Raw genomic sequence first — 12,690 nt, 5'->3', positions numbered from 1 at the left:
AACTAATTTTATTTTAACATTTTAAGAACAAAAAAACCAATTCCTGATAGAAAAATTAAATTGAATAAAACAATTCTCTTTTCATGTGAAATTCCTTTAGAAAAATGAATTGCATAAAATGCATAAAAAACGATTAAAATATACATCCATCTGAATTCCATTAATTTAAATGCAGAAATCATAAACACAATTAAAGAAATAAAATAAAAACTTACAGTAAAATAGACTTTTTTACTAGCTAATGAAGTGCTTCCTTTATCTTTTAAAAAGATATAAAAAATTAAAAAAGGAAATAAAAAATACAAGTATCTAAAGGAAGTATACATTGAAACACTAAACATTCTAAACATTTGTCTAAAGAAAAAACCTGTGTCATTCATTATAATATCCAATTGATTTTTTGGAAAAATAAAACTTGGATTTTCTTTTTTAAAATTAATCACATCAGTTGCTGACAACCATTGTGTATTGGAAATTTCTCCTGAATCCCATTTTTTAGCCATTAAATAATTCATTTCAAACCAAGATGTTCCTGTATTTGAAGGAATTTCTTTAACATCAAGGACTATTTTTCCTTGGTTTACTATTGGACTATAATTAATTATTGCCGTAAAAAAGGCAAAAAAGACTCCAACTAAAATCAGTTTTTTTGTAAAAAGTTTAGAAGAAAAAAACAATAACAAACTCAATAAATAAGCAAAAAGAACGATTAAAAAAGTAGGTCTTGATGTAAATGATATTGCAAATAAAGCACCAATCAAAATAACATTATGCCTTTTATTATTTAATAAAACTTCTGTTAAAAGTATAAAACCTGGAATTGCAAATGCTACAGAAAACGCATCAGAAGTTCCTATAAAATGACATGATAAAATAAAAAATACGGCAAATAAAACATTGAAAATTATTAAATTATTGAGTGTTTTGTTTCCTTCTACAATTTCTATAAATCTATTTTTACGATAATAAATAAATAAGAACGCAAAACAACCTAATGATGATAATAAACTAACAAATCGAATTGTAAACTGTGCATCATTAAAAATCAAATTGAATAAATAAGTCAATAATGAAAATGGTTGCGCACTTGAGTTTGAAAATAATGACCATGAAAATTGATGTGTATTTTCGACAAAGAATCTATATCCTGTTTCATCAGCATTTGGCTGAGTATTTAAAAAGAAATCGCCAAAAAACTTAACTTGAAGTATCAAATTAACGACTAAAAATAGAATTGCTAAATACGGAATCGCTTTTCTATTTAATTGAAAAAACCGCTGAAAAATAGTTTTATTTTCTTCCATTGTCTTTTGGTTTGTCAAACAATAAACTAAACCATCCAACAGTTCTTCCTAAACTTTCTGTGAATGCTTCTTTTCGTTTGTTCGTTGTAAAGGTATTTGTAAATCTAATTAAAGTTAGTAAAAAAGCTATAGCATTCCATTTAATTCGTGCAACTGTTGATGGATTTGGATATTTAATACGCCAAACATACCAACCATTTCTTAAAACCATTTTACCATAATTGTACTTATTTGGTCTTCCTGAGCTATCATGAAAATGACTTAATTGTGCGGAAGTAGCAATATAATTTTGTCCTAATTGTAACGCTCGTAAAGAAAAATCAGCGTCTTCATAAAGTCCGTAACCTTCAAAATAAGTAGAGAATTTTATGGAATCAAAAACTGATTTTCTAAAATTCATTGCCATTCCTACAATTAAATCTACAGGATATGATTTTCCATTTAATGGATAAGAACACGTTCTTCCGTTTGAAAATTCAGGCATTATTCCCGGTAATTCTTTAGAACTTAACCCTAATATATTTCTTAAATAATTTCTGGAAGTCTCCTTAATATAGTAGTTTTCAATGGTATAATATTTTGAACTTTGCTTGATATTATTGCTATTTACTTTCCATTTATTTTCATTAATTGCAACACCACCAACGCCAATGGAATTAGGATTTTCATTAAATGTTTTAACAATATTTTCAAAATAATTCTTCTCAAGAATTGTATCATCATCCAGAAAAGCAACTACATCGATATCATTTGAAACTTTTGAAATTCCAAAATTTCGTTGTTTTGTTAAACCGCGATGTTCTGCAGAAACTTGATAGTAAATAAGATTTTTAAAACTGTTATTTTCAATTACATTTTTAGTTTCATCATTAGTAGAACCATCAATTACAAGGATTTCTGATGGATAATAAGTTTGATTTTTAACTGAATTTAATAAATTCAACAACGGTTTTGCTCGCATGTACGTGCAAAGTATCAAACTAATTTTTAATGAGTTTTCCAATGAATTTAAGGTTTTGTAGCAATAAAAATTAAATTATTATATCCTGTTTTTCTGTTGTAAACAGCATTGTGCAATTTATAATATTCTTCTAAGGAGTAAACTTCAATATTCTCAAAACCAGAAACCTTCAAATCTTTTATCAAACCCTTTTTGTTGTAATAATATCCTGGAACTTTAAATCCATTAAAACCTGTATTTCTGTTTCCAGTTCGTTCACCAAGAATAAAAGAAAATAGATTTCTTAATTTAAAATAATAGGTTTTTGCAGGCGAACCTACTTGATTGTGAACTGTTCCTATTAAAGTTGCCTTTGGTTTTAAAATTTGGAATGAATTTTTAAAAATAGTCAATCTGTTTTTTCTCAAAGGAACATAAGTCAGCATACTATTTAAAATTGTGACCAAGTCAAAAGCTTCAGTTTCTTTGTTATATAGAGTTGCATCACCAACAACCGTTTCTGTTATGGAATCAATATTCCAAAGTTTTAAATTTTCCTGACATTTAGAAATCATATTCTCTGAAATATCAGAAGCTACAATTCTTGATGGTTGATAGAAATCGGCAATAGATTCTATTTCGCGACCTGTACCACATCCAAAAATTTTTATGGAATCAACTTTAGACTGATAACGAATTTTTGCTTTTTCAAACATAAACATCTCAAAATCGGATGCTTGTTTTAATACTTCTTGAGTTTTTATAATTGTATCTTTTTCCCAAAAATCTTTGTTCTCAATCTTCATAATAGTTTATTTGAATCGCTTTAATAAAACCGAAATAGTTTTCTTATTTTTAACAAAAATAGAATTTAAAATTAAATATATTTTAAAAATCAATGGCTTTAAAATGATATGACGATGTGGCTCAACAAAATAAATGGTTTTAGTATTGAATTTTGCTTTAAACTCCACTACTCCTTTTGATCCACCCATTGAAATGTTATATCCTTTAAATCCTAATTCGTAAGATTTTTTAATAAATTCCCAATGAATTAAATAGCCAAGTTTTAAATCGGGTTTTTCTTTTTTTGTTCCACCTGAAATATAAGTCAAACAGTTACCACTATTTACTGCAAAACCTGCACCTTTAATTTCATTATCAATTTTTACAAAAAGCAAATGTGCTTTGCCTTTAGTAACTAAATTTACAATAGTCTCTTTAAAATCCTCAAAAGAACGAACAGCATAATTTCCTTCTAAAGCATTGTCTTCAATAGATTTATAGGCTAATTTACATTCTTCTTCTGTAGTTGCAAATATAATTTCTGCATTATTTTTATATGACAAATTAATGTTTCTTCTAACTTGAGAAGTCATTTGAATCAATAATTCTTCGGGTGAGTTTGTAATATTAAAACCAACCCAATTTATTCCATAATTACTATAAACATACTTGAAAAGATTCCCTTTTTTACCAATCAAGTTTATAGTTTCAGGCAAGAAAGTTTTATTTTTTATTTCCGTTTCATTGGAAATTGGCAAACTGTATTGAGTATAACAGCATCCTTTTTCTTTAGCACGAATTTTAATTTTATTGATAATTGCATCCAATTGATTTTCAAAACCATCTGTTACAATTGGTCCATGTGGAATAATATAAAATTTAAAAAAAGATTTTTTAGCAATTACGGCACCAAATCCACCAATAATTTTTTGATTTTCTACACAAATACAAACTTCAAAATCAAACCCATACGATTTATAAGACTGTAACCAATCGGAATATAACAAATGGCTTCCACGATTTTCTGAAAGAAGAAAATCATCCCATTTTTGTAACCAATCATTGTCTTTTGTGAAAAGAAATTCCATTTAGTTATTTGGTTCGTTTTCCTAATTGCATCAATTTTTTTGCATAAAAAACCGATTTATCAAATTGCATTAATCTATGTGGTAACTTAATCAACTTTAATGGAATAGACCATTTGTTACCTTTAAAAAGATAAGTTATAAAGTATTTATGTTTGTATTCTGTAAGTTGTTGTGGTGTAAACTGTTTATGAATTTGATACATAATCGTTGGACTAGGAACTGGACGAATATTTTTTACAGGTGTATCTAATTCCCATGGTTGGGTTTTGCGCTTTTTACCCATAATTTTAGCTTGACTTCCCCAAAAACGATAACCTCCAACAGGTGGTTTTAAATGTAAATTGGTTGAAAATGGATTGTGTAAAACTGGAACGCCCATTTTAGTTAAGGAAATTCCAAAATCGCTATCTTCACCATAACCGCCATCATAGTTGATATCATTTCCTATTAATTTTGAAACATATTCCCTTTTCACACAGGAATTTGCATTACTATAACTTTGAGAAGCACCAACATACCATCTTGGATATGCAAAATTTTCAAGTTTAACTTTTAAATCCTCTAAAGTTTGTTTTTGATGATCAGCTTGAATGTCTAAACCATTGCAAGCTCCAGCGTTATAGGTTTGTAATAATCGAATATGATTTTCAATAAAATCAGAAGGAATTCTGATGTCATCATCACCAAAAACGATATAATCACCTGTACATAAATCGATTGCTTCGTTACGAGCACGACAGCTTCCTTTTGAGGTTTGCCAATGAAATTGTACTTCAAATGGATAATTTGAAGGATTATACAAACTTTCATCACGACTATTTTCTGGAGTTGCATCAACTACAATTACTTGCGTAGGTAAATAAGTTTGAGTTTTTAAATCATCCAATAAATTTAGCGTAAAATCTTGACGCATCATCGTTGGAATTATATAACTCACAGTTGGTTTTCCTTCAATTTCATTAAGTTCTCTTGGAGAAAGAACGATTCTGTTTGTTCTTTGTTTGAAATTTTTCTTAGCATAAAAAAGGGAATTCCATTCTGATAATTTCCAAATTCCTTTTCGGTATAACATAAAAAGCGAATGACTGAAAATAAAGTTTTTTCTAAAGAAAACATATCTGTCTCTCGTTGAAATTTCAATAATTTCTTTAGTATTTTCTTGAAATAAACCTTTTACATAAAGAGGAATTGCACCGCCATTTCGTAAAGCGTTGTATGCAAAATCGAAAGCTGCTAATTGATTACTTTTAAAGTCGGAATCAAAGCCATTAAATAATTCCCAAACCGATTTTCTAACCGCAAAATGATTTGGATTTAAACGCCAACTAACTGCTTCATCGATAGCATCAAAATCATTGATGTACCAAAAAAACACAAAAGCTTGGTAAACCAAATCTGGAAAAGCATTTTTATATCCTTGTTCAAATGATGAATGCCAAATATCACCAAATCCATGAGAAAGTTGTTCTAATTTATCAAGATTTGGATTCCCAATGTAGAGAATTATTTCGCCTTTTGAATTTATGTATTCTTTGAAATTTAATGCCATAGTATTATTTTAGAAATTTTTGGTAAAACGCAACTGATTGTTTTGCCACAACTTCTTTACTGAATTTTTGTATAATTTTTTTTCTAGCTTCGACGCCCATTTCAATTTGCAAAGCTTCATTTGTTAAAATGGAATTGATTTTATTTGCAAACTCCTCATGCCTATTTGGATGTTCTAACAAACCATCTTTTTCATCTGTAATAATTTCATTTGCCCAACCAATATTAGACGCTACAACAGGTTTTTGCATTGCCATAGCTTCAATCCAAGAAACTGGCAAAGCTTCTGCAAAGGTAGGAAAAACACAAACTGTAGCTTGCTGAATTTGCTTTTTAATTTCAGTATAAGGAAGACTTCCAATAAATTGAACATTCTGGAAAGCTTCATTATTAAATAACGGAATCATCATTTGCCAAGTTGACGAATTTCCCGAAATAACATCGGAAGCATCTTTTCCTGCAAGAATTAATTTAGCATTTTTGTTATTTTTATAAACTTCATTAAAAATTAGAGGCACTTCTAAAAGTCCTTTCTTTCTAATTAAAGTTCCAAAATAAAGAATCGTATTGTTGTTTACGTGAGTTGATGACTCAAAATTATATAAATCAATAGAATTAGGAATTACCTCAAATGGCTTTGAAATTTTGAACAATTTATTAGTTAAATCACCTGTAAATTTACTTACCGAAATAATTCCATCTGCATTTTTAAGTGCTCTTTTTTCCTGAAATTTATTTTTCCATTTTACAGGACGATTATCAAGATGACAAAAATATGTATCACTTCCGTTAAGTCGAATTACCAAAGGACATTTTGGCTTTAAAAATGCCGAAAAACCGGTCCAATCTGGAGCTTCAACAATATCAATCTGTTTGTTTTTATATAAATCGTTGATTAATTTTTGTATTTTCTTTTGTGTCAGATAAGCCGAAATTCCTTTTACTTTTATGTTTTTAATTCGGTAAAAAGTAATTCCATTTTCTTGAAAAATTTCATCCTCTTTTTGTCCATAAACTAGAATAATAACTTTATGTCCAAGATTTACTAATCCTTTGGACAAATTGAAAATACTTGTCCCAATTCCGCCTGACGAACCTGTTTTAGGATGAGGAAATTCGGGAGTTAAAAATGCTATTTTCATTACAAAAGTTTAAAGTGATTTTCAACCATATTTTCTAAAGAAAAATTATTTTCAACCAAATGTCTGGTATTTATCGTTATACCCATTTCATTAGAAACTACCTTTTCCAAAATATTTTTTAGCTCTAAAATTTCTTTTGCTTTATAAATAAAACCGTTTTCACCGTTAAAAACAGCTTCTTCATTTCCTCCAACATTTGTTGTAATTACAGGAACATTTGCCGCTAAACTCTCTAAAATTGACAAACTAAAACACTCCATATGAGTTGGTTGCAACATATAATCATAATTGCAAAAAATTTCTTTTAAATTTGATTTGCTTCCTTTAAAACTGAAATTTTGCTGAACATTTAGTTGGTTTACTTTTTCAAGTAAATTATTTTTAAAAGGTCCATCTCCATAAATATCAACACTAAACTTAGATTTTAATTCTGAACTCATTAAGGAAACGCTTTCAATTAAATCTTGAATTCCCTTAGATTGTCTTAAATGTGAAGCAACCATAAAAGTTGGATTTAGCACCGAACGTTTTTCTCTAACTTTGATATCATTTATGATTACTCCATTATAAATCGTTGACGTTTTATGCTTTATATGACTTCCAAAATCTTTAATCAACTCATTAACAGTATAATTAGAAACCCCAACAAAAACATCGATATATTTTGAATGTAGAAATCCTTTAACTCTTTTTTCTATTCTCTTTTTAAAAGGATATCCATCAATTGGTCTTGGATTGTGATCAATTACAATGACTTTGGCATTAGAAACTATTTTTAATTTCTTGAAAAATGGTGTACAAATTTCTATAAAATGAGTAATAACATGTGAATATCTATTTGAAGTATGATTTTGAAGAAAATAATTTTCTACATTTTGATAGTTGCTTGAAAAAACAGTCAGTTTTTCATAATCGCCATGGTTTGATTTATTGGGGAAAAACCAATCGACTTCAATATTATTTTCTTTACACTTTTTATCAAATAACCAATAAAAATAGTCCATTCCTCCTACTCTTTCAGGTAGAAGTTCATAGTTACAAATAACCGCTATTTTTTGTTGGCTTAAACCCATTTATATAACGTTTCTGCTATTCTTTTTCCCGTTCCACTCAAAGGTTTACTTACTTGCAGTTTCAGTAAGTTTTCTCTATTAATTTTATCTTTTGATGAATCTGACAAATACTCATTAATAGATTTTATTAACTCATTTTCATTCATTACAATTCTAGTTGACTTACTATCAACAACATATTGAATATGCCTATAATCTAGAAATCGTTGGTCATTGTACAAACCGTTTTCTGCATTTCCAAAAACAGTATTGATTACTGGTTTATCAAATTGCATGAAATCTAAACTCATTGTTGATAACATATTGATGTTTAAATCTGAAAACTCTAAAATAGCTCTTAAATCAATAACATCATCTACAGAAGGAATTCGTTGCGACCATTCTTCTTGATGACCTTGACGAGACAAATTCCACTTAGGATAATTCCATTTTATAAAAGAAAATTTTGAAGCAATACTTGAAAAACGAATTGGATCTTCTGCTGGTGATGTTCTCACGATTAGATTAACATCTGGTAAATTCCTATTTAGAATCGCATTTGCAATAGTTTCAATATACAATTCATCATTTTTACTGGTTGAAATATCACCACAACTAAAGCAAATTGTTTTTTTAGAACTGTCTAAACTAAATTTCTTATCAAATTTATCTTTAGAAACTTTATATCGATCTAAAACATAAGGTTCAAATTGAGGTGTGCCAACAACTTCAATATTTTCAATATTTATAGTTGTGTAAAATTGACTCAGCTCACTTTTCATTAGGTCACTCCAAACCAAATAATTATCAAAATTAGATGCCATTCTGCCTTTAGAAGCTAAATTATCCCAACTAAAAATAAACGAACATGTTTTAATTTTCAATTGTCTAGCTTGATAAACTAGAGGCGCAATATATGGTGGACGTTGATGTGTGAAAAATAATATATCAAAATTTTCATTTTGAAGAAGATTTTGATATTCAAATGAAATTGAATTATTTTTGAAACTTTGCTCTTGAAATGAAGTATATCTTTGAATCCACTTTTCTGAATGAAAATAATTGGTCCATTTAAAAATCAATCGTGTAGCAAAGCCACGAATACTTTTTGATTTTGATTTATTGGCTCTCAAATTATCACTAATCCCAAAATTATTATTTTTATGCAATTGTAAATGAGCAACCTCTTTCGTTTTTCTAAAAAACCAACTTGGGAATTTTTCTTCAAAAACAGCAAGTTCAATTACTTTTGATTTAGATAAAAATCCATCATAAACTTCTTTAGGTAAACAAGATAGTATAACTACCTCATCAAATGCTTTCTCGGCTTCAACCAAAAAATCACTTAATATAAAGTTTCTAAAACCTACTCCATCAGTAATTACAACACCAAGTTTTTTCATCAAATTTATTTAATTGACATACTATTTATCCATTGCCAAATATAAAAACTATTATCCTGATTTCCATTTTTATATTCTTTCCAAATTTTTTGAACTTCCTTTTGATTTACAAAGTCTAATTTTGAAAATGATTCAATTTGGGTTGTAAAGTAATCATTCAATTCATTTGAAATCCATTCTCTTTGAGGTGTTTGCAAAGGTCTTTTTGGAGCTAAAGCAATGGTATTACCTAGTTGATTTTTAACTAAATCGCGCAACATCCATTTTGTTTGTCCATTTTGCAACTTCATTTCATCAGATTGTGCAAATGCTAATTCAACTAAACGATAATCTAGAAAAGGTTCGCGCAATTCTGTGCCGTGCATCATACTAACTCGGTCATTGAAACGCAATGCTCTTGGAATTTTAGTGTAAAATAAATCGCGATATTGAAGGTTTTGAAGATTATTATCAAATGGCTTTTCGTAGGTTTCGTTCGATGCAAATTTCAAAAACTCCATATCAATTGCTTCTGGTCGAACGGGTGAAGAATTTACACCTTGAATTACACTATTACTATTATTGTGATAATAATCATAACCAGCCCAAGCTTCGTCCATTCCTTGTCCGTCAAGAAGTACTTTGATACCTTTTTGGCTTGCCGATTTAAAAAGTAAACTGTATGCTAATGTAGGAAATCCACCAAAAGGTTCGTCTTGATAATAACTTACTTCTTCAATTAATTTTGGAATTTTATTAAAATCGAGTAACACTTTATTTAAATGATAAGGTGTTTTTAGCATCAATTGATTTACCCAAGGTAGTTCGTCATAATTTTCATTATTTGAATAAAATGTAAATGCCTCAATTGTTTTTTGAGAAGGTAAATTTTGATGCACAAAACTAATTAATGTTGAAGAATCTAAACCTCCGCTAACGTTCATTCCTAAAGGAACATCGGCACGAAATCTTAGTTTCACAGCATCAATTAAAAGTTGTTCGTATTGCTGTTTTAATTCGTCTTTTGAAAGTAATTTTATTTGCGAAATTCTTTCAGGAAAATCATACCATTGATGGATTTTAATCGTTTCAAATTTGATTATTTCAGAAAATTTAATTTCTAAAAAATGTCCAACTTTTAATTGATGTATATCTTCAAAAAAAGTTTCATCAGGCAAACCATACGTTCCAAACGAATAATAATTTGCCCAAACTTTATTGTTTTTAACTTTAGAAATTCCTGCTGCAAAAAGTGCTTTTATTTCACTTGAAAAATAAAACTGATTTTTGAAAACGGTATAATAAAATGGTTTTACCCCAAATCGATCTCTTGCAGCAAAAAAAGTGGCCTCTTTTTTATTCCAAATAGCAAAACTGAACATTCCGTTGAGTTTTTCTAACATTTTTTTACCCCAAACGATGTAAGCCGCAAGAAGCACTTCAGTATCGGAAGAAGTTTTAAATTGATATTCAGAAACTAATTGTGATTTTATTTCAAGATAATTATAAATTTCTCCATTAAAAATAATTACAAAATTGCCGCAATTACTCATCATGGGTTGATTAGCTTCAGTTGATAAATCAATTATGCTGAGCCGATTGTGACCAAGAGCCATTTTTTCATCATTCCAAACTTGCATAGCATCTGGTCCACGATGCTTTTGGGCTAAAAGCATTTTTTCTAAATCCAATTTATTTTTTGGATTTGCACCTAAAATTCCTGCAATTCCACACATTATATCTTAGATAAAATAATTGGTAATTTTTGTTCTGCTTTTTCCCAATCCTCTTGTGTATCAATATTAATATACAAATCGGGATTACTTTCAATGTAAGTTAATTTTTTGCCATAAAAAGAACCTTTTTTAATGGCTTCAACTTTTGTTAAATATATAGAACCATCTCTGAAAAAGGCGTTGGGTAAATCTTGTCTTCTTTTGATAATTTCTTTTTCGCCTGTGGCAATTTGAAGACAATTTGATTCATTAACTTCAAAAACCCAATGCGGATTAAATTCATGCGGTACTTTTAAAACACTTACTAAAGCATCGCAATCCGTATTCATGAATGTTGAAATTGCTTTGTCAATAAAACCTTTTTCTCTGAATGGCGAAGTAGGTTGAAGCAAACAAACAGCATCAAAGAATTCGTTATTATCTTCAAAAAAAGCTATGGCATGTTGCACAACAGAAATACTTGAAGCTGCATCTGATGCCAATTCAATTGGTCTAACAAAAGGAATTTCTACATGATATTCTTTAGCAATTTTAATTATTGACGCATCATCAGTAGAAATAATAGTTTTTGTAATTAATTGACTTTCATTCGCTTGATTAATTGAGTATGCAATTAAAGGCATATCACCAAGAATTTTTATATTCTTTCCAGGAACACCTTTCGATCCACCACGAGCAGGAATTATTGCGAGGATTCTCATTAATAGTTAGTAGATTTCTTATACTTAAACTTAAATATTTTTTTTGCTATTCGCTTTCTTAATGAATATATTTTTAATTTAATTTTGCTGTATGGTGTTACTCCAATTTTTTTAATAATTTCTTTATCAATTGAAATTTCAACTTTAGTTTTTAATTTTATTTTATATTCATCCAACATCCATTCTTCAAGAGTATTTCCCATATGATATGCATAATTTTCGTAGGTGCTTAATCGTAGTTTTCCCGATAAATCTATTGGACGATCAACATAATTATTCTCTGAATCACCACCAACTAAAATCAAAGATGGTGCTAATGGTGTAAATTTTAATGCAATATCTCTTGAGATAGTCAAAACTTGATGACCACTTCCAATAATTGCTTTAGCATTACCTTTATATATTATAGGCCAAAGTTTTTTATCATCAGTTTCTAAATCCCAATTAATACTTTCTAAATATCTATTATAAGTATCAAAATTATTTGGAATTGATTGAAATCTAAACTTTACTTTATTCAATAATATTGATACTAAAACAGAACTAGTAAATGCAAAAATTCCCTTTCTAACCGGAATTGGAGAAACGGCACCTACATTTGGAAAGCTTGTAAATACCTTTTCAACATTTTCCTGCCAACCCTTTAAAAATAAGATGTCAGAATCAGAATACGTAATTAATTGCTCTCTTGTTCCTCTTGCTGCACCAATTAAAGCATCAATCTTACCTATATTCCTTTTGTGATGTATTACAGTATCAATTTTGTCATTTTCTAAATATTCATTTAACAAATTTGTTACTTTACTACTTGAACCATTATTAACAATTGTAATTGCACAGTTTGTATTTGTGCTTGAAACTAATGAGTCTAGACAAAGTTTAAAAACATCATATGAATTTTTATAAAAACCATCTTCGTTTGGAATATAAACAACAACAATAACTCTATGATGAGTTTCTAAATCAATTTTTTTATCAAACTTTTGTGGATTAGAACCTACTCTCATATCA

Annotated in this window: 11 protein-coding genes; all 11 read right to left on the bottom strand. The window is 28.6% G+C overall.

The genetic code is table 11. The features are described 5' to 3' along the window. Nucleotides 1-8 precede the first annotated feature (8 nt). The 11 genes from Q0049_RS11810 to Q0049_RS11760 are packed head-to-tail and all read right to left on the bottom strand — an operon-like array spanning nt 9 to nt 12,686. Nucleotides 9-1,304, bottom strand: a complete 1,296-nt coding sequence (locus Q0049_RS11810) for a hypothetical protein (protein WP_298119945.1) — start codon at nt 1,302-1,304, stop codon at nt 9-11. Beyond that, nucleotides 1,291-2,307: a glycosyltransferase family 2 protein gene (locus Q0049_RS11805; protein WP_298119943.1), complete on the bottom strand. Its 1,017-nt coding sequence runs from the start codon at nt 2,305-2,307 to the stop codon at nt 1,291-1,293. Before Q0049_RS11805 ends, Q0049_RS11810 begins: the two co-directional genes overlap by 14 nt. A gap of 5 nt (nt 2,308-2,312) precedes the next feature. Then, complete coding sequence (locus tag Q0049_RS11800; protein WP_298119940.1) at nt 2,313-3,050, bottom strand: class I SAM-dependent methyltransferase; 738 nt, start codon at nt 3,048-3,050, stop codon at nt 2,313-2,315. Nucleotides 3,051-3,056: 6 nt separating this feature from the next. Next, nucleotides 3,057-4,118, bottom strand: a complete 1,062-nt coding sequence (locus Q0049_RS11795) for a GNAT family N-acetyltransferase (protein ID WP_298119938.1) — start codon at nt 4,116-4,118, stop codon at nt 3,057-3,059. 4 nt (nt 4,119-4,122) lie between these two features. After that, nucleotides 4,123-5,667, bottom strand: a complete 1,545-nt coding sequence (locus tag Q0049_RS11790) for a glycosyltransferase family 2 protein (protein ID WP_298119934.1) — start codon at nt 5,665-5,667, stop codon at nt 4,123-4,125. A gap of 4 nt (nt 5,668-5,671) precedes the next feature. After that, nucleotides 5,672-6,808, bottom strand: coding sequence for a glycosyltransferase family 4 protein (locus Q0049_RS11785; RefSeq protein WP_298119932.1), 1,137 nt, complete (start codon nt 6,806-6,808; stop codon nt 5,672-5,674). Next, the gene (locus Q0049_RS11780) at nt 6,808-7,881 is read right to left on the bottom strand and encodes a glycosyltransferase family 4 protein (RefSeq protein WP_298119929.1); all 1,074 of its coding nucleotides are present in this window, start codon (nt 7,879-7,881) and stop codon (nt 6,808-6,810) included. The genes Q0049_RS11785 and Q0049_RS11780 overlap by 1 nt, the downstream gene beginning before the upstream one ends. After that, nucleotides 7,872-9,263, bottom strand: a complete 1,392-nt coding sequence (locus Q0049_RS11775; RefSeq protein WP_298119926.1) for a hypothetical protein — start codon at nt 9,261-9,263, stop codon at nt 7,872-7,874. The genes Q0049_RS11780 and Q0049_RS11775 overlap by 10 nt, the downstream gene beginning before the upstream one ends. Nucleotides 9,264-9,268: 5 nt before the next feature. Continuing rightward, the gene (gene asnB, locus Q0049_RS11770) at nt 9,269-10,978 is read right to left on the bottom strand and encodes an asparagine synthase (glutamine-hydrolyzing) (RefSeq protein WP_298119924.1); all 1,710 of its coding nucleotides are present in this window, start codon (nt 10,976-10,978) and stop codon (nt 9,269-9,271) included. Then, nucleotides 10,978-11,679 (bottom strand): acylneuraminate cytidylyltransferase family protein, encoded by a 702-nt coding sequence (locus Q0049_RS11765; protein WP_298119922.1) that lies wholly within the window; start codon nt 11,677-11,679, stop codon nt 10,978-10,980. Before Q0049_RS11765 ends, asnB begins: the two co-directional genes overlap by 1 nt. Next, nucleotides 11,679-12,686 carry a glycosyltransferase family A protein gene (locus Q0049_RS11760; RefSeq protein WP_298119920.1) on the bottom strand — a complete coding sequence of 336 codons (1,008 nt, stop codon included), beginning with the start codon at nt 12,684-12,686 and terminating at the stop codon, nt 11,679-11,681. The genes Q0049_RS11765 and Q0049_RS11760 overlap by 1 nt, the downstream gene beginning before the upstream one ends. Between the last annotated feature and the right edge of the window lie 4 nt (nt 12,687-12,690).

Source organism: Flavobacterium sp., from assembly GCF_027484205.1.
Classification (GTDB): domain Bacteria; phylum Bacteroidota; class Bacteroidia; order Flavobacteriales; family Flavobacteriaceae; genus Flavobacterium.
The sequence above is the reverse complement of the archived record's forward strand: the minus strand, read 5'-3'. Positions and strand labels throughout refer to the sequence as shown.

Bases quoted from the DNA above. Each gene is read 5' to 3' on its own strand.
- Q0049_RS11810 (WP_298119945.1), bottom strand. From the start codon at position 1,304: ATGGAAGAAAATAAAACTATTTTTCAGCGGTTTTTTCAATTAAATAGA.
- Q0049_RS11800 (WP_298119940.1), bottom strand. From the start codon at position 3,050: ATGAAGATTGAGAACAAAGATTTTTGGGAAAAAGATACAATTATAAAA.
- Q0049_RS11795 (WP_298119938.1), bottom strand. From the start codon at position 4,118: ATGGAATTTCTTTTCACAAAAGACAATGATTGGTTACAAAAATGGGAT.
- Q0049_RS11790 (WP_298119934.1), bottom strand. From the start codon at position 5,667: ATGGCATTAAATTTCAAAGAATACATAAATTCAAAAGGCGAAATAATT.
- Q0049_RS11785 (WP_298119932.1), bottom strand. From the start codon at position 6,808: ATGAAAATAGCATTTTTAACTCCCGAATTTCCTCATCCTAAAACAGGT.
- Q0049_RS11780 (WP_298119929.1), bottom strand. From the start codon at position 7,881: ATGGGTTTAAGCCAACAAAAAATAGCGGTTATTTGTAACTATGAACTT.
- Q0049_RS11775 (WP_298119926.1), bottom strand. From the start codon at position 9,263: ATGAAAAAACTTGGTGTTGTAATTACTGATGGAGTAGGTTTTAGAAAC.
- asnB (WP_298119924.1), bottom strand. From the start codon at position 10,978: ATGTGTGGAATTGCAGGAATTTTAGGTGCAAATCCAAAAAATAAATTG.
- Q0049_RS11765 (WP_298119922.1), bottom strand. From the start codon at position 11,679: ATGAGAATCCTCGCAATAATTCCTGCTCGTGGTGGATCGAAAGGTGTT.
- Q0049_RS11760 (WP_298119920.1), bottom strand. From the start codon at position 12,686: ATGAGAGTAGGTTCTAATCCACAAAAGTTTGATAAAAAAATTGATTTA.